This is a genomic window from Pseudarthrobacter sp. 902506025 (assembly GCF_040702325.1).
GTDB lineage: Bacteria > Actinomycetota > Actinomycetes > Actinomycetales > Micrococcaceae > Arthrobacter.
Genome location: NZ_JBFBKW010000001.1, coordinates 805,239 through 828,765, shown reverse-complemented (window position 1 = coordinate 828,765; position 23,527 = coordinate 805,239). Strand labels below are relative to the sequence as shown.

At 67.1% G+C, this 23,527-nt stretch carries 27 protein-coding genes and 1 riboswitch; of the genes, 18 read left to right on the top strand and 9 right to left on the bottom strand.

Features of this window, described 5'->3' with window-relative positions; translation table 11 throughout:
* Nucleotides 1–53: 53 nt before the first annotated feature.
* Both AB0280_RS03735 and AB0280_RS03730 read right to left on the bottom strand, forming a co-directional pair.
* Nucleotides 54–920, bottom strand: a complete 867-nt coding sequence (locus AB0280_RS03735; protein ID WP_224026191.1) for a universal stress protein — start codon at nucleotides 918–920, stop codon at nucleotides 54–56.
* Nucleotides 921–1,029: 109 nt separating this feature from the next.
* Nucleotides 1,030–2,175 (bottom strand): AI-2E family transporter, encoded by a 1,146-nt coding sequence (locus AB0280_RS03730; RefSeq protein WP_366366223.1) that lies wholly within the window; start codon nucleotides 2,173–2,175, stop codon nucleotides 1,030–1,032.
* A gap of 100 nt (nucleotides 2,176–2,275) precedes the next feature.
* On the opposite strand from AB0280_RS03730, the gene AB0280_RS03725 reads away from it, so the two are divergent.
* Genes AB0280_RS03725 through AB0280_RS03710 form a run of 4 tightly spaced genes read left to right on the top strand, consistent with a single transcriptional unit; the run spans nucleotide 2,276 to nucleotide 5,667 of the window.
* Nucleotides 2,276–2,707, top strand: a complete 432-nt coding sequence (locus tag AB0280_RS03725) for a hypothetical protein (protein WP_224026189.1) — start codon at nucleotides 2,276–2,278, stop codon at nucleotides 2,705–2,707.
* Nucleotides 2,708–2,758: 51 nt separating this feature from the next.
* Nucleotides 2,759–3,283 carry a mycothiol transferase gene (locus AB0280_RS03720; protein WP_159631863.1) on the top strand — a complete coding sequence of 175 codons (525 nt, stop codon included), beginning with the start codon at nucleotides 2,759–2,761 and terminating at the stop codon, nucleotides 3,281–3,283.
* Nucleotides 3,276–4,223, top strand: a complete 948-nt coding sequence (locus AB0280_RS03715) for a ribonuclease Z (RefSeq protein WP_224027156.1) — start codon at nucleotides 3,276–3,278, stop codon at nucleotides 4,221–4,223. Before AB0280_RS03720 ends, AB0280_RS03715 begins: the two co-directional genes overlap by 8 nt.
* Nucleotides 4,207–5,667: a protein adenylyltransferase SelO gene (locus AB0280_RS03710; protein ID WP_366366222.1), complete on the top strand. Its 1,461-nt coding sequence runs from the start codon at nucleotides 4,207–4,209 to the stop codon at nucleotides 5,665–5,667. The genes AB0280_RS03715 and AB0280_RS03710 overlap by 17 nt, the downstream gene beginning before the upstream one ends.
* A gap of 108 nt (nucleotides 5,668–5,775) precedes the next feature.
* Here the strand turns inward: AB0280_RS03710 and AB0280_RS03705 are convergent, their stop codons facing one another.
* A complete protein-coding gene (locus AB0280_RS03705) occupies nucleotides 5,776–6,621 on the bottom strand; it encodes a C40 family peptidase (protein ID WP_159631865.1) in 846 nt (281 codons plus the stop codon).
* A 3-nt stretch (nucleotides 6,622–6,624) separates the two neighbouring features.
* Nucleotides 6,625–6,796: riboswitch (cyclic di-AMP (ydaO/yuaA leader) on the bottom strand.
* Between the two features lie 252 nt (nucleotides 6,797–7,048).
* Here AB0280_RS03705 and AB0280_RS03700 point away from each other — a divergent pair.
* The 4 genes from AB0280_RS03700 to AB0280_RS03685 are packed head-to-tail and all read left to right on the top strand — an operon-like array spanning nucleotide 7,049 to nucleotide 9,779.
* Nucleotides 7,049–8,404, top strand: coding sequence for a coiled-coil domain-containing protein (locus tag AB0280_RS03700; RefSeq protein ID WP_366366221.1), 1,356 nt, complete (start codon nucleotides 7,049–7,051; stop codon nucleotides 8,402–8,404).
* Between the two features lie 21 nt (nucleotides 8,405–8,425).
* Nucleotides 8,426–8,785, top strand: coding sequence for a TraR/DksA family transcriptional regulator (locus tag AB0280_RS03695; RefSeq protein ID WP_275180204.1), 360 nt, complete (start codon nucleotides 8,426–8,428; stop codon nucleotides 8,783–8,785).
* The gene (locus tag AB0280_RS03690) at nucleotides 8,782–9,312 is read left to right on the top strand and encodes a DNA alkylation repair protein (protein ID WP_366366220.1); all 531 of its coding nucleotides are present in this window, start codon (nucleotides 8,782–8,784) and stop codon (nucleotides 9,310–9,312) included. Before AB0280_RS03695 ends, AB0280_RS03690 begins: the two co-directional genes overlap by 4 nt.
* A gap of 20 nt (nucleotides 9,313–9,332) precedes the next feature.
* The gene (locus AB0280_RS03685; RefSeq protein ID WP_275180202.1) at nucleotides 9,333–9,779 is read left to right on the top strand and encodes a DUF1810 domain-containing protein; all 447 of its coding nucleotides are present in this window, start codon (nucleotides 9,333–9,335) and stop codon (nucleotides 9,777–9,779) included.
* A gap of 42 nt (nucleotides 9,780–9,821) precedes the next feature.
* Here the strand turns inward: AB0280_RS03685 and AB0280_RS03680 are convergent, their stop codons facing one another.
* On the bottom strand, nucleotides 9,822–10,715 hold the full coding sequence (locus AB0280_RS03680; protein WP_159631869.1) for a glucose 1-dehydrogenase: 894 nt from the start codon (nucleotides 10,713–10,715) through the stop codon (nucleotides 9,822–9,824).
* Between the two features lie 151 nt (nucleotides 10,716–10,866).
* Entirely contained in the window at nucleotides 10,867–11,373 is a 507-nt protein-coding gene (locus AB0280_RS03675; RefSeq protein ID WP_366366219.1) for a metallophosphoesterase family protein, read from the bottom strand.
* Nucleotides 11,374–11,446: 73 nt separating this feature from the next.
* Here AB0280_RS03675 and AB0280_RS03670 point away from each other — a divergent pair, with 73 nt between their 5' ends.
* Both AB0280_RS03670 and AB0280_RS03665 read left to right on the top strand, forming a co-directional pair.
* Complete coding sequence (locus tag AB0280_RS03670) at nucleotides 11,447–11,638, top strand: DUF1918 domain-containing protein (RefSeq protein ID WP_275180200.1); 192 nt, start codon at nucleotides 11,447–11,449, stop codon at nucleotides 11,636–11,638.
* 49 nt (nucleotides 11,639–11,687) lie between these two features.
* Complete coding sequence (locus tag AB0280_RS03665) at nucleotides 11,688–12,203, top strand: NUDIX domain-containing protein (protein WP_159631870.1); 516 nt, start codon at nucleotides 11,688–11,690, stop codon at nucleotides 12,201–12,203.
* 33 nt (nucleotides 12,204–12,236) lie between these two features.
* Here the strand turns inward: AB0280_RS03665 and AB0280_RS03660 are convergent, their stop codons facing one another.
* Nucleotides 12,237–12,914 carry an endonuclease/exonuclease/phosphatase family protein gene (locus AB0280_RS03660; protein WP_224026180.1) on the bottom strand — a complete coding sequence of 226 codons (678 nt, stop codon included), beginning with the start codon at nucleotides 12,912–12,914 and terminating at the stop codon, nucleotides 12,237–12,239.
* 161 nt (nucleotides 12,915–13,075) lie between these two features.
* Here AB0280_RS03660 and AB0280_RS03655 point away from each other — a divergent pair, with 161 nt between their 5' ends.
* The 4 genes from AB0280_RS03655 (at nucleotide 13,076) to AB0280_RS03640 (ending at nucleotide 17,128) form a co-directional block, all read left to right on the top strand.
* Nucleotides 13,076–13,879, top strand: a complete 804-nt coding sequence (locus AB0280_RS03655) for a thioesterase family protein (RefSeq protein ID WP_275180199.1) — start codon at nucleotides 13,076–13,078, stop codon at nucleotides 13,877–13,879.
* Between the two features lie 119 nt (nucleotides 13,880–13,998).
* Nucleotides 13,999–14,538, top strand: coding sequence for a PadR family transcriptional regulator (locus AB0280_RS03650; protein WP_159635460.1), 540 nt, complete (start codon nucleotides 13,999–14,001; stop codon nucleotides 14,536–14,538).
* Nucleotides 14,539–14,543: 5 nt separating this feature from the next.
* Nucleotides 14,544–16,256 carry an ABC1 kinase family protein gene (locus AB0280_RS03645; RefSeq protein WP_159631873.1) on the top strand — a complete coding sequence of 571 codons (1,713 nt, stop codon included), beginning with the start codon at nucleotides 14,544–14,546 and terminating at the stop codon, nucleotides 16,254–16,256.
* Between the two features lie 122 nt (nucleotides 16,257–16,378).
* A complete protein-coding gene (locus AB0280_RS03640) occupies nucleotides 16,379–17,128 on the top strand; it encodes a lipoate--protein ligase family protein (RefSeq protein ID WP_366366218.1) in 750 nt (249 codons plus the stop codon).
* 28 nt (nucleotides 17,129–17,156) lie between these two features.
* Here the strand turns inward: AB0280_RS03640 and AB0280_RS03635 are convergent, their stop codons facing one another.
* Nucleotides 17,157–17,414, bottom strand: coding sequence for a mycoredoxin (locus AB0280_RS03635; RefSeq protein ID WP_141941622.1), 258 nt, complete (start codon nucleotides 17,412–17,414; stop codon nucleotides 17,157–17,159).
* 133 nt (nucleotides 17,415–17,547) lie between these two features.
* On the opposite strand from AB0280_RS03635, the gene AB0280_RS03630 reads away from it, so the two are divergent.
* Entirely contained in the window at nucleotides 17,548–18,309 is a 762-nt protein-coding gene (locus tag AB0280_RS03630; RefSeq protein WP_366366217.1) for an SOS response-associated peptidase, read from the top strand.
* A 24-nt stretch (nucleotides 18,310–18,333) separates the two neighbouring features.
* On the opposite strand, the gene AB0280_RS03625 is transcribed toward AB0280_RS03630, so the two are convergent.
* Nucleotides 18,334–18,756 carry a VOC family protein gene (locus AB0280_RS03625; RefSeq protein ID WP_159631876.1) on the bottom strand — a complete coding sequence of 141 codons (423 nt, stop codon included), beginning with the start codon at nucleotides 18,754–18,756 and terminating at the stop codon, nucleotides 18,334–18,336.
* 16 nt (nucleotides 18,757–18,772) lie between these two features.
* On the opposite strand from AB0280_RS03625, the gene AB0280_RS03620 reads away from it, so the two are divergent.
* Nucleotides 18,773–19,096 carry a chorismate mutase gene (locus AB0280_RS03620; protein ID WP_159631877.1) on the top strand — a complete coding sequence of 108 codons (324 nt, stop codon included), beginning with the start codon at nucleotides 18,773–18,775 and terminating at the stop codon, nucleotides 19,094–19,096.
* A gap of 6 nt (nucleotides 19,097–19,102) precedes the next feature.
* On the opposite strand, the gene AB0280_RS03615 is transcribed toward AB0280_RS03620, so the two are convergent.
* Nucleotides 19,103–19,492: a hypothetical protein gene (locus AB0280_RS03615; RefSeq protein ID WP_159631878.1), complete on the bottom strand. Its 390-nt coding sequence runs from the start codon at nucleotides 19,490–19,492 to the stop codon at nucleotides 19,103–19,105.
* Between the two features lie 132 nt (nucleotides 19,493–19,624).
* Between AB0280_RS03615 and AB0280_RS03610 the strand changes: the two genes are divergently transcribed.
* Together AB0280_RS03610 and AB0280_RS03605 are read left to right on the top strand one after the other, a co-directional pair.
* Nucleotides 19,625–19,975 (top strand): DUF6504 family protein, encoded by a 351-nt coding sequence (locus tag AB0280_RS03610; RefSeq protein ID WP_366366252.1) that lies wholly within the window; start codon nucleotides 19,625–19,627, stop codon nucleotides 19,973–19,975.
* Nucleotides 19,976–19,985: 10 nt separating this feature from the next.
* Nucleotides 19,986–23,501: a DNA polymerase III subunit alpha gene (locus AB0280_RS03605; protein WP_366366216.1), complete on the top strand. Its 3,516-nt coding sequence runs from the start codon at nucleotides 19,986–19,988 to the stop codon at nucleotides 23,499–23,501.
* The last annotated feature ends 26 nt before the right edge of the window (nucleotides 23,502–23,527 follow it).

Sequence of the window (23,527 nt, the reverse complement as noted above, 5' to 3'; positions counted from 1 at the left end):
TTCCGCGTTAGGTATGCGGGCAGGGCGGTGGGAGGATCAGCGGGCGGTGCTGCCTAGATGGCATTCGTTACTGCCTGGGTCCGGGTGATGATGGTGGGGCAGGGCAGGTGCTTCAGGACCCCGTGGGCGGTGGAGCCGAGCAGGAGGCGTTTAAAGGCGCCCCGGCCGCGGCTGCCCACCACCAGGAGCCGGGCTCCTGCTGCGGCTTCGACGAGGGCGTCCACGGGGCCTTTGTCGGTTTCCAGCCGCTGGTGCACGGTGAGGTCGGGGTAGTCTTCCTTCAGCCCGGCGACGGTTTCGGAGAGGACAACCCGGTCCTCGTCCACGATGAGGTCCGCGAGGGCACCCGGCGTCAGACCGGCATCGATGATGGGATCGGGCACGCTGACGGCGTACACGACCGTGAGCTCGTCTCCCTCGCGGTCTGCTTCAGCGGCTGCGAAGGCAACGGCCTGGGTGGCCTCCGGTGACCCGTCAACGCCCACCACCACTCCCGACCTGCCCTCAAGGTCCTGGGTTCCGACGACGGCGACGGGGACCTTGGCAGCGGTGGCCACCTGGAGGGCGCGGTCGGCAAGGGCGCCGCCGAGGTGGCCGCTGCCGGACCCAATGACCATCATCGAAGTTTTCTTGGAGTACTTGGCCAGGGAGCCGCCCACGCTTCCGGTGAGCAGTTCCGTGGCGGGCGTGATGGGAACCGCTCCTTCCAGGCGCCTGGCGGCGGTCTTGAGGAGTTCCTCGCCCGCCTGCTGGAGGGTTCCGAACCACGGATAGGGTTCGGCAACCCAGCGGTCGTCCACCACATGGAGGACCACCAGTGGCAGGCCCGCCCGGTGGGCCCGGCGGGCTGCCCACAGGACCGCGGCCTGGCTTTGGGCTGAGTCGTTGGTGCCCGCAGCTATGGGTTTTTGCGATGTCATGGCCGCTCTTCCTGCTCGTCGTGAACTGGGGTTTCCTGCCTTTCAAGACTGGCCCCGGCCTTGGCGGCACTCTAGGGCCAAAAGTCACGGAAGCGCTGCTCAGGCGCTTCTACGCTCCCGGTTCTGCCGGAGCGACGGGCTCCGGGCCCGGAGTGTCCTTTTCCGCGAGGGTCTTGAAGATGGTCCAGCCGACGGCGGTGAGCGGCACTGCCAGCAGGGCCCCGATGACGCCGGCCAGGGTGGCCCCGGCGGCCAGGGCGAGGATGATCACCAGCCCGTGGATCCGCAGGACCCGGCCCATGAAGAGGGGCTGGAGGATGTGGTGCTCGAACTGGTTGGCGGCCACCAGGATCACCAGGACAATGAGGGCGGTTACCGGCCCGTTTTCCACCAGGGCCACCAGCACCGCGAGGCTGCCGGCGGCGGTTGCTCCGATGATCGGAATGAAACCACCCAGGAAGACCACGGCGGCCAGCGGCACTGCCAGGGGGACCCGCAGGACCAGGAGTCCGATCAGGACCATCACGGCGTCAATGGCAGCGATGATGAGCGTCCCGCGGACGTAACCGCCCAGCACCACGATGCTTCGCCCGGCCGCCAGATGTGCCTTGCCCTGGCGGGTTGCCGGGAGAAACCCGATCAGGAAGGACCGGATCTTCTCGCCGTCTTTGAGGAAGAAGAACAGGATGACTGCTGTCAGCACCGAGCCGGCCGCAATCTCACCAGCCGTTCTCAGCCCTGTCAACGCGTCGGCCCCCAGGCTCCCGCCGGCAAGGAACTTCTGGAACTCCTCCCGCGCGGCATTGATCTGGTCGTTCGTCAGCGCCACGGGGCCGGTGGTAACGAACTGCTGAAGCTGGCCTATACCGGCTTCTGCCCGGGCTGCCAGGACGGAGGCCTGCTGCCTGACCAGTGTGATGATGCCTCCCACCACGCCGGCCGCCCCTGCCAGGATCACCAGGAAGGACGACAGGACGGCAAGGGCGCGGGGCCAGCCGCGGGCAGCAAGCCAGCGGACCGCGGGAGCCATGGCCGAGGCCAGGATCAAGGCCACCATCACCGGGATGGTGACCAGGGGAACCCTGGTCGCGGCCGTCACCACTGCCCAGGCGAGCGCCAGTAGGGAGAGCGTCTGGACTGCCCGTATGCTTGCCCGGCCCAGGCCGTCGGTCCACAGGAGGGACATCCGGCCGCTAAAAGACCGCGGACGGGAGCGATCTGCCGCGTCCCCGTCCAGGGGTTCATTGCCTTCCATGGGCTTTCTCCTTGCTGCCGGGTGCACCTGAGGTTCCATCAGCATTAGTTGGTCAGTATGCTTACTATTGTCTGCCCACCGCAACGAGAAAGGCACCATCATGACTGAACAGAACGTCCCGGACGATGAGCTGGAAGTCGTGGAGCAGGACGACGTGCTTCTCGACGAAACTCCCGGCGCGGCGTCGTCCCTGGAACTGGACCCCGTATCGGGGGAGCCTGACAGCTACCCGGGTGCTGCCGAAAACAACCCCGACCGCTGGCAGGAGGACCCCTTGCTGCAGGACGAGGCCCTCTCCGGTGAAGAGGAGGACTTCCTGAGCGACCAGGCGCTGCGGGATGAAAGCGCCCGGGCGCGGTACCGTTCGGGCGATGAGCAGGTATCGCCGGACACCCCCACCCTGGGGGAGGCCGCAGCGGATGTCGATTTTGGGGAAGCCCCCACCGGCCTCGAGGCTGACGGCAGCGACGACGAGGAGAATTTTGGCGGCTCGCCGCTCAGCGAGTTTGAGCCCGACGACCTGGAACGCTAGCAACCCCGCGGGCCGAGCCGGCGTGGCCCGGCCGGCAGGGGAGGGAGACCCATGCAATCCAAAGAACTGCTGCTGGAGTCCTTCGACCGGCTCCCGGGCCTGGTCCGGGAGGCCCTCGACGGGCTGGACGCGGCGCAGCTGCAGCGCCGGCCGGGTGGCAACGGCAATTCCATCGCGTGGCTGATCTGGCATACGGGCCGGGTGGAGGATGCGCAGGTAGCCTCCGCTGCGGGCCTGGAACAGGTGTGGACCGCTGAAGGTTTCGTTAAGCGTTTCGGCCTTCCGCTGGGGGAACGCGACACGGGCTACGGCCACTCCAGTGAACAGGTGGACGCCGTCAGGGCGCCGCGGGAGCTGTTGCAGGAGTACTACGAAGCCGTCCACCGGCAGACCGCCAAGGTCCTGGAAGACATTGCTGATCCGGACCTGGACCGCGTGGTTGACAGGCACTGGAATCCACCTGTGACCCTCGGAGTGCGGCTGGTCAGCATTCTGGGGGACTGCCTTCAGCACATCGGCCAGGCCGCCTACGCCAAGGGGCTGCATGGCGGAACGGCAGGCGCCGGCGGTGCGTGAACTGGTGGTATTGGGCACCGCTTCCCAGGTTCCCACCCGGACCCGGAACCACAACGGCTACTTCCTGCGCTGGGACGGCGAGGGGCTGCTTTTCGACCCCGGTGAGGGAACCCAGCGCCAGATGATCCACGCCGGCGTCGCGGCCGGCCACATCACCAGGATCTGCCTCACCCATGTGCACGGTGACCACTGCTACGGGTTGCCTGGGGTCCTGTCCCGGATGGCCCTTGACGGTGTGCCACACCCCGTCCACCTGCACTATCCGGCGTCGGGTGACCCGGTGGTGCAGGCCTTGGTGGCAGTGGGTTCGCCCGGCATCGACCTGCGGCTCCACCCGCATTCGGGCGCCGGGCCCGTGGCGGACTGCCTGGAGGTGCAGCCCCTGAGGCACCGCATCGAGACCTACGGTTACCAGCTAAGGGAGCCTGACGGACGCACGTTACTGCCGGAGCGGCTCCGGGCGGCAGGAATCGGAGGGCCGGATGTGGGCCGGCTGCAACGCGACGGCGTCCTTGGGGCAGTCAGGCTGGAGAATGTGAGCGTACCCAGGCCGGGCCAGCGCTTCGCCTTCATTATGGACACCGCGCCGTGCCCGGGCGCCGAGGACCTGGCGGACGGGGCTGACCTGCTGGTCACCGAGTCAACGTTCAGTGACGACGACGACGCCCTGGCACGGCAATACCTGCACCTCACTGCCGGGCAGGCCGGGGAGCTGGCGGCCTCCGGCAGGGCCCGCACCCTGGTGCTCACCCACTTCTCCGCACGGTACGGCGACGACGTTTCCGTGCTGGAACAACAGGCGCAGGCACGGGCTCCGGGGGTTACCGTGATCGCCGCCAACGACCTTGACCGCATCCCCGTCCCACGGCGGCGGCAACCAGCGGCAGAGGCTGCGGCCCCAACAACGGCGATAGGGTTGAACCATGACGGCAGCAGCTGAATCCACGGTCACTTTCGATGGCCGTTTCGCCCGGGAACTGGCGGAACTCGCCGTGCCCTGGCAGGCCGAGGAAGCGCCCAGCCCTGAGCTCCTCGTCCTGAACGAGAAACTGGCAACGGACCTGGGCCTCGACCCGCAGTACCTGCGCAGCCCCGAGGGTGTGCGGCTCCTTGTGGGAAACCATGTGCCGGCCGGTGCCACACCCGTGGCGCAGGCGTACGCCGGACACCAGTTTGGCGGGTATTCGCCCCTGCTCGGCGACGGACGGGCCCTGCTGCTGGGCGAGGTCACTGACCGGGCCGGCCGCCTCCTGGACGTCCATCTCAAAGGTTCGGGGCGAACGCCCTTCGCCCGCGCGGGGGACGGCCGTGCCGTGGTCGGGCCCATGCTGCGTGAGTACATAGTCAGTGAGGCCATGCACGCACTGCACATTCCCACCACCCGTTCACTCGCCGTCGTGGCCACCGGCCGGCAGGTCCGGCGCGATGACATGCTGCCCGGTGCCGTCCTGGCGCGGGTTGCGGGCAGCCATTTGCGCGTCGGCAGCTTCCAGTACGCCCGCGCCACCGAAAATATGGACCTCCTGAAGCGGCTGGCGGACCACGCCATCGGCAGGCACTACCCCCACGCGGCGGATGCCGACAACCCCTACCTTGCGCTGTTCGCGGCGGTCGTCTCCGCCCAGGCGGAGCTGGTGGCCCGGTGGATGCTCGTTGGCTTCGTACACGGGGTCATGAACACGGACAACATGACCATCTCCGGGGAAACCATCGACTACGGCCCGTGCGCGTTCATGGATGCCTTCAACCCGGCCGCCGTTTACAGTTCCATTGACGTCGGCGGACGCTATGCCTATGCCAACCAGCCTGTCCTGGCCGAATGGAACCTGGCCCGGCTCGCCGAGGCCATGCTGCCGCTGATTGACAAGGACCAGGAGAAGGCCGTGGCCCCGGCAGTGGAGGTCCTGGGCAGTTTCCGGGGCCACTACAGCCAGGCATGGACCCGCGGGATGACGGCCAAGCTGGGACTGGACAGCGTCGATGAAAACGGCGCCGGGGCCCTGGTGGATGATGTCCTCGACCTTCTTAAGGACGGACCCGTGGACTACACCCTGTTCTTCCGCAACCTGGGCAAAGCGGCCCGCGGGGACCTTCGTCCCGTGCGCGGCATGGTCCTCGACCTGGCCGCCCTCGATGCCTGGCTGGACCGGTGGCAGGCGCTGCAACCTGACCCGGAGCTGATGGACAGCGTGAACCCGGCCTACATTCCGCGGAACCACCTGGTGGAAGAGGCGCTGTCCGCTGCCACCGCCGGAAACCTGGCTCCACTGCAGCAACTGCTGGAGGCGGTCAGCGCCCCCTTCACCGAGCGGCCCGGCCTGGAACGCTACCTGCAGGGGGCGCCCGACGACTTCGGCAGCTACATGACCTTCTGCGGCACCTGACCGCAGCGGGCCGCGGGGGCAAAACGACAGGAGGGTGGCAACCGGTATTCCCGGCTGCCACCCTCCTGCTTCGTCCGGGGCCGCCAAGGGCACCGGACAGTGCGAAGACTAGGCTACGCGCACAGCGGAGTAGCCGCCGAGCCAGCTGATGGAGTGCACCTGCGTGTCGAAGCCGTTGACGCCGCCGCTGACAACCTGGCCGTTGCCTGCGTAAACGCCCACGTGGCCGGAGGTGATGATCAGGTCGCCGGGGGCGGGAGCGCCTACAACGGTGCCGTACTGGAAGAACTGGGTGGGGGCCAGGTCGCCCACGGACTTGCCGACGGAACGCAGCGCCTTCTCGACCATGGCGGTGCAATCCTGCTTGACGCCCAGCTGGCCGTAGGCCGAGGCGAGGATCGCTGCGCCGGTGCCGGTGCCGGTGGTTGATGCCACGGGGGTTGCCGAGGCGTAAGACATGTTCATGCCGGTGTTCGCCGGAGCGGTGGCGGCTGCGGCCTGCACGGGTGCTGCTGCAGGGGCCGGCGCCGGGGCTGCGGTGTAGCCTGCGCCCGGAATCTGGATCTGGTCGCCCGGGTAGATGATCGAGGACAGTCCCAGGCCGTTGGCGGACAGCACGTCATTGAGGCTGACGCCGTAGGCTGAAGCGATGGCGCCAAGGGTGTCGCCGGAAACGACGGTGTGGACGTTGCCTGCTGCTGCAGCGGGGGCTGCGGCCGGGGCAGCGGGTGCCGAGGTGGCCTGGACGCTGGTCTGCTCAGTGGTGTCCGGGCCGGATACACCTGCATGGGCCGGGGCGCCGACTCCGAAGGCAATGCCGGACGCTGCAGCAACGGCGAGCGCCGGGCGGCCCAGCGAGCGGGCTTGGGATTTTGCTGTTACGGCGAGGCCCTCGAGCACAATGGAGCGGGCCGGAGTCGCGCGGTGACGGGCTGAAATGGAATTTTTTGACACGGTTGATCGCCTCTCCCATGCCTGCGGGGTGAGCTGTCGGGTTCGGGCTGGAGATACCCGGCCGGAAGCGGCTCCGCGGTAGGCGGAAGCGCATTCGACTTAACCCCTAGGCCACAATATGGCCGTGGAAACTTGGTTCCCCCGTCCCTGCCAACTGGAGCGGTTGGATCCCATGATCAGCGGCAGGGCTCGGCATGCTGACGGGAATGTCCCGTCTGAGAGGGACACCAGTCGACCATAACCCAGGTGCATCGCAATTGTCACATTTGGATAACATACGAGGTTCTTCTCTCGCATTGCGCAAACGTCTGGACATTCCAGGGCGTTCCTGGGCGGACCTCTGCTGATACTTTTCCTGTTGAGCACGGTAACAATGTGGAAACAGCAGCCTGCGTTGCGCGGGAATCCGGCGGTAAGCTTCCGGACTATGCCCCTGTTCGTGACCATCGCGAGGCTCCCTTGGCAGGGAGGCCTCCTGGCCCTTGCCCTGGCCGCAGGCACCATGCTGCCGGCGGCGGCCGACGAGCCGCCACCGCCCGGCGGGTATCCCTCCTGGGCGGACGTGCAGGAGGCGAAATCGTCCGAAGCGGCAAAAGCCGCAGAAATCGCCACCATTAATGGACTCCTGACGGACCTTGAGGCGGATTCGGAGGCAGCAGGCGGGATGGCCGTGCGCTCGGCCGCCGACTATGCCGCCGCAGACGCCGCGCTGCAGGCAGCCACCTCCCGCCTGGATACCCTGTCCGCCCACGCTGCCCGTGCCAACGCGGAGCTGGCCCGGCACCGGAAGGACATCGGTGCCCTGGCCGTCCAGTCCTACAAGACCGGCGGTACCAATGCAGGATTCTTCGTCGCGCTGGACGCCCTGGAAACCAACAGCGTCCAGGGGCTCAACCTGGTCAAGCTCGTGGGCGACAAGACTGCCACCCTGGTCGCCAATGCTGCCGCCGCCGAAAAGACGGCCACCGCCCTCACCGAACAGGAAAAAGCCGCCAGGAGCGAGCGGGAACGCCTGTCCGGGGAAGCGAAAGCAAAACTGGACGCCGCACGTTCCGCCCAGGATTCGCTGGCCCGGCGCGTCGCAGAGGAGCAGCGGCACGGCAGCGAGCTGACCGCCCAGCTCGCCACCCTGAAAGGTACGACGGCGGCCATGGAGGGTGAGTACCGCCAGGGCCAGGCCGCACTGGCCGCCTACGAGGCGGCCCAGGCGGCCAAACGTGCCGCCGCTGAGGAGCAGGCCCGCGGGCAGGCGGAGGCTGCAGCCAGGGCGGCCGCAGTGGCAGCCCGGCAGCCAAAGGCGCCCGCACCCGCTGCCGACCCTGGCCAGGCCAATCCGGCCCAACCCGGTCCGGCCCCCGGCGCCGTCAGCAATCCCGGCGTCAGCAACCCCGGCCCTCCCGCTCCGGAAGACCCGGCACCGGCCCCGCCAAGCCCTCCCGCCGTCGTCGTGCCTTCTGTTCCCGGCGGTGCGGTGAACGACCCCGCCGGGGCCAAAAGCTACGCGTCCGGACGCCTGCCCGCCTACGGGTGGGGCCAGGACCAGTTCCTGTGCCTGGCCCAGCTGTGGACCAAGGAGTCCAACTGGCTGACCACCGCCACCAACGCCTATTCCGGAGCCTATGGGATTCCGCAGGCCCTGCCCCCGGGGAAGTACGCCAGCGCCGGCGGTGACTGGCTCACCAGCTACCGCACCCAGATCGAATGGGGCCTGGGCTACATCCGCGACCGCTACGGTTCCCCGTGCGCGGCCTGGAACCACTCCGCATCCCTGAACTGGTACTGACTGACGCGTTAGGCTGTCAACATGCCAGATTTCGAACGGTTCCGTGCGCTGCTCGAAGAGGAGCGGGCGCGGCGCCTGGCACTGTTGCCGGCGCTGCGGGCGGACATCGAGGCAGCAAACTCGGCGCGCCAGGATTCCAACGTCGACGACGAGCACGATCCCGAGGGTGCCACCATCGCCTTCGAACTCTCACAGGCCTCCGCGCTCCTGAAACAGAGTTCGGCGGGCCTGGACCAGATTGAGGCGGCCCTTGCCCGGCTGGCGGCGGGGACCTATGGCACCTGCGCCGTCTGCGGGGAGCCCATCGCCGAGGGCAGGCTGGAAGCCCGCCCCTGGACCCCGTACTGCATCCGGCATGCGGCGTCCGGGCGCGGGCGGTGACCGGCACGGCGGACGTTGTGTCCGCGGCGGCGGATTTCGTGGACCGGACCCTCCAAAACGAGGGCGCCTGGTACCGGGCGGACGACGTCGGGGCCCGGCTGGGCGGGGTACTGGCCTCTTATGGTTCGTCCGTGGGGGCCGTCCGCGGGACCGTGCGTGATGCGCTGCGGAAGTTCAAGGACCTGGACCATGACGGCACGGTCATGCTGGCGTCCGCCCTGTGGGGTCAGCCGCGGCCCGGTTCCCGGCCGGTGTTCGAGCGCCGCCTGGCAGCGGTGGTGCTGCTGCAGTCACGGGTGCGGCTGCTCCGTCACTCTGACCTGACCCGGCTGGAGGGCTTCCTTCGCTCCGCGCAGGCGGCCGACCTGACCGGGCCCCTTCTTACCGACGTCCTGGTCCCGTGGCTGGCGGGGCTGGGGAAGCGCGAGCGGCAGCGGGCAGGCGTTGTCCTGGCGCGGTGGCGGGAAGACCCGGACCCCCAGCTGCGTGAGGCGGCCGGCGCCCTTGAAAAAGACTTGTCCATTTGAAACGTACCGAGGAGATCCACATGAATGAACCGTTTGACCTTGAGCGTTTTGTTGCCGCCCAAAACACCGGCGGAACCTATGAGCAGGCGCTGGGCGAGCTGCAGGTCGGCAGGAAGTCCGGGCACTGGATGTGGTTTGTCTTCCCGCAGATTGCCGGGCTGGGACAGAGCGACACGTCCCGCAAGTACGCCATTTCCTCGCTGGCGGAGGCCCGCGCCTACCTGGACCACGAGGTGCTGGGTCCGCGGCTCCTGGAGTGCGCGCTGGTCCTGGCAAACCACGCCGACCGGTCGGCCGAAGACATTTTCGGCGGTATCGACGCCAGGAAACTCCGCTCCAGCATGACACTGTTCCTCCGGGCGGCGCCCGGAGAAACAGTGTTCAAGACCGTCCTCGCCCAGTTCTTCAACGGGGAACCGGACCCGGCCACGGACGAGCTCCTGGCCGGCCAGGACGCGGCCGGCTGACCTCCGGCGGCTGCCCCGCTGCTGCGGGGAGCCCGGGGCGCGCTACGGTGTTGGGCTGCCGCCGTTGACGTTGAGCGTCTCGCCCACGACGTAGCTGGACTCGGGCGAGGCCAGGAAGACATAGGCGGGGGCAAGCTCGGCGGGCTGGCCCGCGCGGCCCAGGGGAGTGGACTGGCCAAACTCGGGCAGTTCCTCCTTGGGCTGGCCGCTGCTGACCTGCAGGGGCGTCCAGATGGGCCCCGGGGCCACCGCGTTTACCCGGATTCCCTTGGGCGCCAGCTGCTGGGCCAGGCCCTTGGTGAAGTTGTTGATGCTGGCCTTGGTGGTGGCGTAGTCCACCAGCGTGGGGGACGGGTTGTAGGCCTGGATCGACGTGGTGTTGATGATGGTTGAGCCCGCCGGCATGTGCGGCACGGCGGCCTTGGTCACCCAGAACATGGCATAGACGTTGGTCTTCAGCGTGTGGTCGAACTGCTCGTCGCTGATGTCCTGCAGGTCCTCCTGCGCAACCTGTTTTCCGGCGTTGTTGACCAGGATGTCAACCCCGCCCAGCACGGCCACCGCCGTGTCCACCAGTTCCCGGCACACGGCGGAGTCCTTCAGGTCGCCGGGTACCTTGACGGCCTTGCGGCCCGCGGCCTCAATGAGTCCGGCAATGCGCGAGGCGTCCTCCTCTTCCTGCGGGAGGTAGGAAAGCACGACGTCGGCGCCCTCCCGTGCGAAAGCGATCGCCGTTGCTGCCCCGATGCCCGAGTCCGCGCCGGTCACGATGGCCCGGCGGCCTTCCAGTCGCCCGGTGCCGCGGTAGGTCTCTTCCCCGAGGTCGGCCTTGGGCGCCAGCTCAGCATCGAGTCCGGGCTCGGGCTGGTGCTGCTTGGGCGGGGAGATCTTTTCGTAGGCAGTCACGGGATTACGGAAGGTGTACTGGTCAGTCATGGTGGTACTCCTGTTCGTGCTGGACGCGGGCTGGTTCTTCGCCCGGATGGTGCAGCAGCCCCGGGCTGCCGGGGCAACCACTAAAACTAAGCATGCTTACGGTTCCTACCCTAGGCAGAAATCCGCCGCCCTGCCAAGCTGCTCCGCGGGCTCAGTCGCGGCGGACCTCCACCAGCCTGACCTCCGCCAACCGCCCGCCGTCCACCACGGCCTCCATGAAGGTACATGCCGGCTGGCGGCGGCGGTCGGTGGGCGATCCTGGATTCAACAGCCGCAGCCCGTTCGGCGACACCGTATCCCAGGGGATGTGGCTGTGCCCGAACACCAGGACGTCGGCGTCGGGAAACAGCGCGTCGCATCGCTGTTCCCGGCCCTTTGCCTGGCCGGTCTCGTGGACCATGGCAAAACGGACACCATCCAGGACTGCGGTGGCGGTCGCGGGCAGCCGCCTCCGCAGCTCCGGGCCGTCATTGTTGCCCAAAACCCCCAGCAGGCGCCTGCTCCTGCGTTCGAACTCGTCCAGCAGTGCCGCCTCCACCCAGTCGCCGGCGTGGAAGACCGCATCGGCGCGGTCAACCGCGCCCCACACCTGTCCGGGCAGGCTCCTGGCCCGTTTGGGCACGTGGGTATCGGCGAGCAGGACAAGGTTCAATGGCATACCCGAATCCTGCCACGGTGCCCTGTTCCCGTACGGCCGGGAGTCGTAATCTGGGGGCTTGGAGGTGATTGCCATGGAGGCAGCCCAAGGCGACCGCATCGTTGTGCACGGGAGGACGGTGGGGTCCTCGGACCGGCACGGGGTGATTCTGGAGGTCCGCGGCGAGGGCGGCAGTCCGCCGTACGTCGTCCGCTTCGACGACGGGCACGAAACCGTCATGTATCCCGGCGGCGATTTCGCCGTCGAGCACGGACACAGCACCTGACGCTCCTGCAGGACAGCACCGGCGCCGCTTCACCTGTCAGACTGGAGCAATGGATCATTTTCCGTCCGCAGGCATGTCCTCCACCCCGCCGCAGCGCACCGGTCCCCGCGACCCGGGCGACGCCTGGGTGGAAGGGGACCGCGGCAGGTACTGGGGCCGCTTCGGCGCCGCGGGCGTCCTTGCCTGGGACCCCGCCAAAGGCGTGCTCCTGCAGCACCGTGCGGTCTGGAGCCACAACGGTGGAACCTGGGGGCTGCCCGGCGGTGCCCTGCACCAAGGCGAAGAACCCGTTGACGGTGCCCTCCGCGAGGCGTACGAGGAAGCCGCCGTCCCATCGGAGAGCGTGGAAGTGCTGTTCACGTCCGTGCTGGACCACGGCTACTGGTCCTACACCACGGTGGTAGTGAGGGTGCGGGAATCCTTCGAGCCGGTGATCAGCGACCCCGAAAGCATCGCCCTGCTCTGGATCCCGGTGGCAGAGGTGGAAGCCCTGGACCTGCACCCCGGTTTCGCGGCGGCGTGGCCGGAACTGCTGGCGCAGCTGGACACCGGCGAACCCTGGTAGGCCGGCCCCGGACTCCTCCCCGGGAGCTTCCGGCTAGTAGCCTTCGCCGTACTCGGCGGTCACCAGGATGGGCAGGTGGTCTGAATTTCCGCGCGGGAGCGTCTCCACGCTGGCGATGTCCAGGCCCAGCGAGGTGGCGAAGTCGAAGTGGCCCTTGAACACCTTGTAGCGGGTGTACGTGCGCCGGTTGCTCAGGGAGAGGGCATACCCGGAGTTCTTCATGTGCATGTCCAGGTTCTTGGTGAAGAACGGGTAGTTGAAGTCACCCACCATCAGGGTCATCAGGCCCTTGCCCATGCTGAGTAGTTCCGCGTGGGCTGCGTGGATCTGCTTGCGCCGCAGCGAGTTCGACGCCGTCAGCGGGGCTGCATGGAAGGAACCGATCACCAGCTCGTGCTGCGTTTCGGTGTCCATCACCCTGGTGCCGATGAGCCGTTCATGGGCCGGAGCCAGCACCCTGTCATGCATTGATTTCTTCAACGCGAAGGACTGCGTGTCCAGTGCGGTGAAGCGGCTGGTGCGGTAGTAGATGGCCAGGCCCAGCCGGTTGCCCTTGGTGGCATCCGCCAGGTGCAGCGGGCCGAGGGTCTCCGGGAGGTCGCTGGCGTCCACTTCCTGGAGGCACAGCGCATCGATGTCATGGTTGCGGGCCAGGGCGAGAAGTTCGCCGCTGGCCTTGTGCTTGCGGAGGTTGTAGCTGATGACGCGCATGAAACACCTCTTTTGAGGGTTGCTGACAGGACCAGTTCCTTACTCTAGTCCGATTGCCACCCGCACCCTCCAACATTTCGTTGCCCGCGCCGCCGCGCCGTGCGGTGTCCACGGGGGATAGAGTTAGTGGCAATTCACTGAATTTCCGTAAGGGGCCAGCCTTGACTGCAGACCTGCCTGAACTCGCCGAAGGCAATTCCTACTACCAGGACCTGGGCGGCGGGCGGTTCCGCTCCACCATCCACGCCCAGGGTGCCTGGAACGTCCACGAACAGCACATGGCCCCGGCGTCGGGCCTCATGGCAGATGCCCTGGAACGGCACCAGCCGCGGGAAGACATGCGGATGGCCCGCCTCAGCTACGAGATCCTAGGACTGATCCCGGGCGGCGAGTTCCGGATCGAGACCACTACGCTGCGTCCCGGCAGGACCATCGAACTGGTGCAGGCGGAGCTGGTGGCCGGCGGCCGCACCGCCATCCGTGCCGCCGGGTGGCGCATGCTGACCAGTGACACCGCTGAAGTCGCCGCCGTCGAGGACGCAGCGATCCCCGGACCCGACGAATGCAAGCCGTACGACGGCGCCGCCGTCTGGCCCGGCGGCTACATCCGCTCCCTCGAAATGAGGGTGGCCGAGGGCCACCGGCCCGGAGCGGGCAAGGTGTGGCTCCGCACCGACCACCCCCTGACCGACCGCGCCGACAGCGGCGACCTGGCCCGCCTCATGGGCATGGTGGACACGGCCAACGGCATCGCGGCCAGGGTTCCGCCGGGGAAAGGCAGCTACGCGTTCCCCAACCTGGACCTGCAGATCCACATGTACCGCCGGCCCCGGGGGGAATGGCTGGGACTGGACAACGCGGTGTCGTTCGGCAGCGACGGAATTGGGCTGACATCCACCGTCCTGCACGACCGGCAGGGGCCGTTCGGGCGGGCTGAACAGATCCTGACCCTGCGCAAATCCTGATGATTCCCACTCCCTGACCTTGTGACTGGTCCTCGCCGTGCGCGGGTCCTGACCTATGGTGCGGGCATGTATCGCTGAGTATCGTTGTATATCGTTCACGATTGGCAAAGGAGTTCATGATGCGTGCTTCATACCCTGCGGGCGGATTCGGCGGGAACAATCTTGACGGTATGTGGCAGGCCGTCGAGGAACTGCGCTCCCGGTTCGAAAAGCGGGCCGGAACCCGCGCCGGGAAAGGTGAGGTCAGGACGGCGGTGCTGGCCCTGCTGGCCGAACGGCCCATGCACGGCTACCAGATCATCCGCGAGATCGAAGAACGCAGCGGGGGCAGCTGGAAACCGAGCGCGGGCTCCGTCTACCCCACCCTGCAGCTGCTGGCGGATGAAGGATCAATCACTGCCGAGGAATCCAACGGCCGCAAAATCTACTCATTGACCGAAGCCGGCCGCGAGGAAGTGGCGGCCCACCCCGGGGCTGCGCCCTGGGATCCGGCCGGCCCACTGCCCGGCGGCGTTGCTTCCCTGCCCAAAGCCGGGATCGAGCTGGCCCAGGCCGCGGCGCAGGTTGGCCGTACCGGCACCCAGGAGCAGGTGCACCAGGCGGTGGCGGTGCTGGACGAGGCCCGCCGCCGCCTGTACGCGATCCTCGCCCAGGACTGACGGGGGTGGCGTCCACCGTCCAGGACAGGGCGAACCCCCAGCTGCCCCTGCGGGAACACCGCGGCCGCTACCGGCGGATTCTGCGCTTCGCTGCCTGGAACCTCGCCGCCACGTGGTGGTTCGAGCTGTTCCTGCCCCGGATTGGCCTCGGCCGGGTGGCCGCCAGGACGCGGTCACGGCGGATGCGGAGCTTTGCCCAGCGCTTCCATGACCTGGCCGTGGACCTCGGTGGCCTCATGATCAAGGTGGGCCAGTTCCTGTCCTCCCGGCTCGATGTCCTTCCGCCCGAGATCACCAAGGAGTTGGAGGGGCTGCAGGACGAGGTGCCGCCGGTCGACTTCCCGGCCATCTCCGCCCTGGCCGCCAGGGAATTGGGAACACCGCTGGAGCACGTTTTTGCCTCGGTGGACCCAGCGCCGATTGCGGCTGCCTCCCTGGGCCAGGCCCACCGCGGCCGCTTGAATCCTGCCGACGCCGGGGACACCGGACTCGACGCCGTGGTCCTGAAAGTGCAGCGCCCGGGCATCGGCGCAATTGTCGACGTCGACCTTGCCGCCCTGCGCAAGGTTGCCGGCTGGCTCAGCCACATCCGGCTCGTTTCCCGCCGCGCCGACATGCCGGCGCTGGTGGAGGAATTCGCCCAGACCAGCCTGCTGGAAATCGACTACCTGCACGAGGCCGTCAACGCCGAGCGGTTCGCCGCGGATTTCGCCGGGGACGACCGCGTGGAAGTCCCGGGCGTGGTGTGGGAACGGACCACCCGCCGTGTGCTCACCCTGGAGGACGTCACAGCCATCAAGATCACGGACGTCCGGGCGCTCCGTGCCGCCGGCATCGATCCCGCCGCGGTTGCACCGGTATTCGCGTCCATCATGTTCGACCAGCTGTTCACCAACGGCTTCTTCCACGCCGACCCTCATCCGGGGAACATCTTCGTCACCCCGGTCCCCCCGGACGCAGGGGGACTTCCCTGGAAGCTGACGTTCATCGACTTCGGGATGATGGGCGAAGTCACGGCCTCCACGCGCAGCGGCCTGCGGAAGCTGCTGATCGCAGCCGCCGCCCGGGACGGCAAGGGGCTCGTGGCGGCCATCAATGACGTGGGCGTCCTGATGCCGTCAGCCGACAGCGTGGGCCTGGAACGCGCCATGACGCAGCTCTTCGCCCGCTTCGGCGGCATGGGATTCGCCGAACTGCGCGAGGTCGACCCGCGGGAGTTCCGTGACTTTGCCGTGGAGTTCGGCGACGTGGTCCGGTCGCTGCCGTTCCAGCTGCCGGAGAACTTCCTGCTGATCATCCGGGCCATGTCCCTGACCTCCGGGGTATGCAGTGCCCTGGATGAGCGTTTCAACCTCTGGGATTCGGTGGAGCCCTACGCCGCGCAGCTGCTGCGGAACGAACGGGGCAACGTGGTGCAGGACGTTGCCCGGCAGGCTGTCGACGCTGCCGGTGTTGCCCTCCGCCTCCCGGGCCGCCTGGATGCCCTGGCCGGGAGGCTGGAGGAAGGATCGCTGCAGGTTTCCGTCCCACGCCTGGAGCGCCAGGCTGCGCGGCTGGACCGGGCTGTGCGCCGCTCAGCCTCGGCCCTGGTCTTCGGGGCCCTGCTGCTCGCGGGAGCCATTGTCCGCCCCGACGACCTTGCGCTGGGCAATGTGCTGATGACCGCGTCGGCCCTTCCGCTGCTGCACGCGCTGTGGGTGGGGCGGCGGGGACGATAAGGCGGCTGCCGCCGTCGGGCGTAACCTAGGGGTGGCCTGCCCGTCCGCGGGCCATGAACCGCCGCCACTGAAACCTGTCGACGTTGAAATTGTCGCCGCCACACCATGGGAGCTTCGCCACAATGCACCACACCGGTACCGGATCCAGCACGCTCACCGTGGTGCGGCAGGACGTGTCGCTCGGCGCGGGCCGGGACCTCGAATTCGGCCTGGAGCTGCTGGCAAGGGCACGGAGCGGCGCCATTGGTCCCACCCTGCGGCTGTACCGGCCCTCGCCCACCGTGGCGTTCGGGCAGCGGGATACCCGGCTGCCGGGATTCGACGCCGCAGCCCAGGCCTGCCGGGACAACGGCTTCGAACCCCTGGTCCGGAGGGCGGGCGGCCGCGCTGCCGCCTACCACCGGGGCACCCTGGTGGTGGACCACATTGAACCGGATACCGACGCCGTCGCCGGATCCAAAGCCCGGTTCGGCTACTTCGGGGACCTGTTTGCGGAGGCGCTGCGGAGCGTGGGCGTGCAGGCGGCCGTGGGTGAAATTCCCGGTGAATACTGTCCCGGCGAATTCAGTGTCCACGGTACCGACCCCGCAGACAGCTCCCGGAGGGTGAAACTGGTGGGCACCGCCCAGCGGGTTGTCTCCGGCGGCTGGCTCTTCAGCTCGGTGATTGTGGTGGAGGACTCCGCCCCGATCCGGAAGGTCCTTACCGACAGCTATGCCGCGCTCGGCCTGGACTGGGATCCCGCCACCGCCGGCGCCGCCAACGATCTGGTGCCAGGCCTGGACGTCGCCGCCGTCGAGCAGGCCATCCTTAACACGTATGCGGGCCATGCCACCCTGGAAGCTGCTTCCTTCAGCAGCCTGGGGGCATGACCCGCAACAGTTCCGGCGCGGCGGCCGGTCAGGCGGCCAGGCGGCTCTTGACCTCCGCGGCGGACGGGTTGGTGGCCGCGGTGCCGTCCGGGAAGAGGACCGTGGGGACGGTGCGGTTGCCACCGTTCAGCTGCTCCACGAGTTCAGCCGTGCCGTCCACCTCTTCGATGTTGATTTCGGTGTAGCCGATGCCCTGTGCGTCCAGCTGCTTCTTCAGCCGGTTGCAGTAGCCGCACCAGGTGGTGGAAAACATGGTGATGGTGCCGGATTCGGGAGTGAAGTCCACAGGGATCTCCTATACGTCGCTTGAAAGGTTTCCTTACTGTCAACCGTAGCGTGGCCGGCGGTATTCCCCCGTGCCGGGTGGCCGCTGCGGTGCCTGGATGACAGTTTGTGGCGGGCGGTGGCAAGCTGGTGGCATGTGTGGACGCTACGTAATGGCACGCGCCGTGGGTGATCTCCTGGCCGAATTCGACGCCGGGCTGGAGGACGAGGTCACCATCACGCCGTCCTGGAACGTGGCACCCACCGACGCGGTCCCCATCGTGCTGGAGCGGCTGGTGGATGGCGATGCCGAGCCCCGGCAGGTCCGCCAGCTGCATGTGGCGCGCTGGGGCCTGGTCCCGTCCTGGGCAAAGGATCCCGGAATCGGATCCCGCATGATCAATGCCCGGAGCGAATCCGTGCTGGAGAAGCCGGCCTTCCGGAAGGCTGTGCAGTCCCGCCGCTGCGCCGTCCCGGCGGACGGCTATTACGAATGGAAGCAGGGGCCCGGGAAATCGAAGCAGCCCTACTACGTGCACCCGGGCGGGGACCATGGGTTGGTTTTCGCCGGCCTCTACGAGTGGTGGAAGGACCCGTCCGTGCAGGAGGGGGAGCCCGGACGCTGGCTGCTGTCCACGTCGATCCTCACGGCCGACACGCCGCCGCCAGGGACGGAATCCACCATCTTCGGGAAACTGACCGAGCTGCATGACAGGGTGCCGCTGCCCATGGACAAGGCCACGATGGAGGCCTGGCTGGACCCGCAGGCGGACGATGCCGCTGCACTCGTTGACCTGGTGCGGTCAGGGGTTAAGGAGGCCGCAGCCGACTGGCAGGTGGACTCCGTGGGCAAGGAAGTGGGCAATGTCCGCAACAACGGCCCGGAACTGATCCGCCCGGTGGAAGCCCTGTTCTAGCAGCCCCGCCCGGGCCGCCGCCCGTCAGACGGTGACCGTGCCGGCGTCGTCCACTGCCCAGGTGGGGTTGTACGCCACTTCCCAGCGGAACCCGTCAGGGTCGGCAAAATATCCTGCGTAGCCGCCCCACGCCTTGGTGACGGGCTCGGCAACGATGGCAGCACCGGCCGCCGCAGCCTGTTCCATGACGCTGTCCACTTCCTGCGGGCTTCCCAGGTTGTGGCTGAGCGTGATGCCGGGGACGCCGGCGGGAGGACTGGTGCCGGCCTCGGCCTGCATCTGGGTGCTGTCCCAGAGGGAGAGCACCAGCCCATGGTTCACCTGGATGAACAGGACTTCCCCGGCAACCTCGCGGTGGACGGGCCAGCCAAGGCCGTCCACGTAGAAGGCGCGCGAGGCCTCGACACTGCGGACACCGAGGGAGATAAAGTCGACTCTGGGCTCCATGCTTCGATACTGTCAGATGATGGCGACAATTCAAGGAAACGATAGGGATGCCCGGGCCGACAGGGAACAGCTCGCTGCCGTCCGGGTTGCTGTTGACGAGGTGGATGAGCAGATTGTCACCCTCATCGCCCGCCGCGAGAGGCTGATCAGGATCGCCGGCACGCTGAAGGGTGATGACGCCGAGGTGCGCGCCCCGGGCCGGGTGGAGCGGATCATTGAACACGTGCGGGCTGCTGCCGAGAAAAAGGACATTGACCCGGACATCGTGGAGTCAACCTACCGGGCCATGATCTCCGCGTTCATTGAACTTGAACTGCGGATCCATAAAGAAAACAGCTGAGGAAGCTTAGAGTGCTTCCTCCACCGGCACCCCGTGCTGGAACTCCCGTCCGTCCGCCTCACTGAAGGCGGAAAGGACATGCCCCTGCCCGAGCCCGTTCAACGCCGTCAGGGGAAAGCTGCCGGTGATGCTGCTCTGTGAGTGGGTGACGCCGGACAGGTCGTAATCCTCTTCGATTCCCTGGTCCCGGTTGAACGCGTAGCAGGCGATGGCCTCCCCGTTCATGAACTCAATGCACAGCCGGCGCTGCGCCGAATAATCAGGCGAGGCTCCCATCAACCCCACCACGTAGGCACCGGATACCGGTATGGTGCCGTCGATATCGAACGTGGCGACCAGGGTGGAGTCCTCGGTCTTGATGCTGGCCTGCTTCAGGAGTGCGTCATCGGTACTCATGCCAACATCCTGCTCCCTGCCGCACGCCCCGTCCACCCCCGCCTATGTTTTGATGCCATCCCGGCGTAGACTGGTTTTATTCGAATACATATTCGAATACCTGTTATGGGGAGAATCGTCCGGGAGGTGCGCATGGGCATGTTCAGCGAGTCTGTTGACGTGGTGTGCAACAAAGCCGGACAGCCGGAATCGTTGAGCTGGGCCGGGGCTTCCTACACCGTCTGCGCCGAACCCCTCCGGTGGTACGAACGCCGGCAATGGTGGGCGGAGGACAGCAGGGCACCGCTGGGAAGCGGCCAGGGCGTGGTGGATCACGAAATCTGGCGCGTGCAGGTTCTGCCCTCCCGGGCAGCCTCCCGTTCCGCTGCGCCGGAAGAACCGGCCGGCGCAGAACCCCTCACCCTTGACCTGACCCGCCATCTCCGCAGCAACCGTTGGCGGCTGCTGCGGATCCATGACGCCCTCCGCCACAGAACAGCCTGACCAGTCCAGCATGAGCTTCACCCACCTTCACGTTTCCACGGCGTTCAGCGCCCATTACGGTGTTTCCTGGCCGGAGGAACTGGCCATGGCTGCCGCCGCCGACGGTGCCACAGCCCTCGCCTGTACAGACCGGGATGGCCTCTACGGAACCATCAAGCACCTCAAGGCCTGCATGGCCGCGGGCATCGACCCCATTGTGGGGGTGGACCTTGCAGTGTTTGACGACGACGGCGATCACCGAACGCAGGTGTCAGGCAGGGTGGTGGTGCTGGCCCGCGGCCAAAACAACGGTGCCGGATACCGTGCGCTGTGCCGCCTGGTTTCCGACGCCCACGCAAGGACCTCGGGGAAAGCCGGGGGAGCGGTGCCCGCTGCTGTCACCCGCGCCGAACTGGCCTCCCGCACCCTGGACCCCCAAACCCTTAAGCCGGTGCTCACCGTACTGCTCGGCCCTGATTCGGATGTGGGCCGGGCCATGGGCGGACGGCGCTACCTGCGGCCCCGGACCCTCTTCAAGCAGTGGCTCGACGCCATGCCCGCCGGAACCGTGGTGGCTGAAATCGTCTCCCAACTCAGCGCACCTGGTACCCCGATGAGCACGGCGCATGCTGTGCGCATGCTCAGGCTCGCCGAGGAACACCAGGTACCGGCGGTCCTGTCCAATGCCGTTAGGTACTGCGCTGCGGACGGAGCACCAACCGCTGACGTCCTGGATTCGGCCCGGACATTGAAGTCCCTGCCCGAACTGGCAGGGGAACCACTCCTGCAGCCCACCGGCCAGGGGTGGCTGAAAACCCCGGCGCAGATGCTGGGGCTGGGTAAGGAAATCATTTCCGCTGCCGGTTATGGTGCAGCCGACCTCAAGCAGCTGATGACACAGACGGAGGCGCTCGCCGATCTCTGCCGGATCGATCCCACCTCAGACATGGGATGGAAACAGCCCGTGGTTCCCGAAGCATCCGTTATTGGCATCAGCCAGGATCCGCACGCTGAACTCATCCAGCGCTGCCATGCAGGAATCGGCCGGAGGTTCCCGGGCGCCACTGGCAACACGGAGAAGGAGATCCTGGCCCGCCTGGACCATGAGCTGGGGATCATCCACAACCTGGGCTTCTCCTCGTACTTCCTCACTGTTGCCGAGGTGTCCCGGATGATCCAGGACATGGGGGTCAGGGCGGCAGCAAGAGGTTCGGGAGCATCCAGCCTGGTGAATTACCTGATCGACGTCAGCCATGTGAATCCCCTTCAGCACGACCTGATCTTTGAACGTTTCCTCTCCAACGACCGCGCCACCCTTCCGGACATCGACATCGACGTCGAAAGCGCTGAACGCCACAACGTCTACCACCGGATCTTCGAACGCTTCGGCTCTGAACGGGTAACCCTGATGAGCATGCAGAACGGATACCGCGCCCGTGGTGCCGTGCGCGACGCCGGCCTGGCGCTGGGCATGGACGACGACGAGGTGGGGGAGATCGCCAAGCAGCTGTGGCGGTTCTCTGCACGGAAATTCCGGGAAGCACTGCAGGAAAAACCGGAACTGCGAGAGTTTGCCGGCCGGGTGGAGCAACGCGACGCCCATGGCAACCAGCAACTGGACCTGCTGGTGGACCTGACCGAACGGCTCGACCGGCTGCCCCGCCACATATCCATGCACCCATGCGGTGTCATCCTGGGTGATGCCACCCTCCTGGACCGCACCCCGGTCCAGCCCAGCGGTCTTGGACTGCCCATGAGCCAGTTCGATAAACATGACATGGACCCCATGGGCATGCTCAAACTCGATGTCCTGGGTGTCCGCATGCAGAGCGCCATGGCGTTTGCGGTCCGGGAGATCATCAGGATCCATCCCTCCAAGGAGGAAGTGGTCAAGGCGGGGAACCACCCTGCGGGCCCGGAAGGTTCCGGCCCCGACTACATTGCCGCCAACGGCCGGATAGACCTCAACGCCGTCCCCCTCGACGACGAAGCCACCTATGAACTGATCAGGAGCACGCATACCCTTGGCTGCTTCCAGATCGAATCACCCGGGCAGCGGGAACTGATCGGCAAAATGGCGCCGCGGGAGTTCAACGACCTCATCATCGATATTTCACTGTTCCGCCCGGGACCGATGAAATCGGACATGGTGCGGCCCTTCCTGGAACACCGGCACGGATTCGCCCCTGAGGTCTACCCCCACCCTGACCTCAAGCCGGTGCTGCAGGAAACCCACGGGGTCACCGTCTTCCACGAGCAGATCCTGAAAACCCTCCACGTCATGACCGGCTGCGGCCTGGCAAAAGCCGACGAATTCCGCCGGGCACTCAGCAGCGAGGCCGGAGAAGCGCGGGTGGAGGAGTACTTCCGGCGCCACGCCAAAGCCAGGGGGTACACCCCCGAGGTGGTGGACAAGGTGTGGGGGACGTTGAAGTCATTTGCCAGCTTCGGCTTCTGCAAAGCCCACGGGGCTGCTTTCGCTGTCCCCACCTACCAGTCCGCCTGGCTCAAGACACACCACCCCGAAGCCTTCCTTGCAGGCTTATGGGAGCACGACCCCGGCATGTACCCCAAACGGCTGCTCGTGGCCGAAGCCCGCCGGCTGGGCATTCCCATCCTTCCCCTGGACATTAACCGCAGCAAAGCCGAATACCGGGTGGAGCGGATCGGGACAGGCACGGACGCCGGCAGGCTGGGAATCAGGCTAAGCCTGAACGGGATTTACGGCCTGTCTGCTGCAGAACTGAAGCGGATTGTCGCCGGCCAGCCATATGACTCACTGGCGGATCTCCGGGCGCGCTCGCGGCTCAGCAAGCCAAGCATTAGGCGCCTTGCGCAGCTGGGGGCCTTTGATTCCCTGCACCGCGAAGCCGGAGGCACCGCCAACCGCGCGGACCTGGTGCACCATTTGCAGCAGCTTCAATCAGCCAATGGCCAGCGGAAAGGCTTTGAGGTGCTGGAGGGGCAGTTGTCCCTTCCCCTGGGCGACGTCGAACTGCGTAACATCAAACCTGGACTTCCCGCCCCCACAATGGTGGACAACGTCAGGGCGGAATTGGATCTCATGGCCGTCGATGTCAGTTCCCACCTGATGGACAGCCACAGGCCCCTGCTGGAAAGGCTGGGCGTCACCACTGCCGACAAACTTCTCAGCCTGCGCAACGGGACCGAAGTGCTGGTGGCAGGGGTGCGGGTGGCCACCCAGACTCCTCCCATGCGCGGCGGCAGGCGGGTGGTGTTCATCAGCATCGACGACGGCACCGGCTGCGTGGATTCGGTCTTCTTCCACGAGGCCCAGGAAAACGCCGGTCCGCTTCTGTTTGGAACCCGCCTGCTGCTGATCCGCGGGACCACCCGAAGGACCGGTCCCCGGGGCATCAGCATCAGCGCGAGCATGGCCTGGGACCTGGGCAAAACGGACAGTTTGCCCTTGCCGGAGTCCATCGGCGGGTCCACCGGGGTGTCCAGCCCGGAGGCCTTCGGCGATGTGCCACATCCCCTCGATGGCATCAGCAGGACGCTGGCGATTACCGGGTTCAACGGGTAACCGCGGTTCCGCACCCCCGTGCGCCG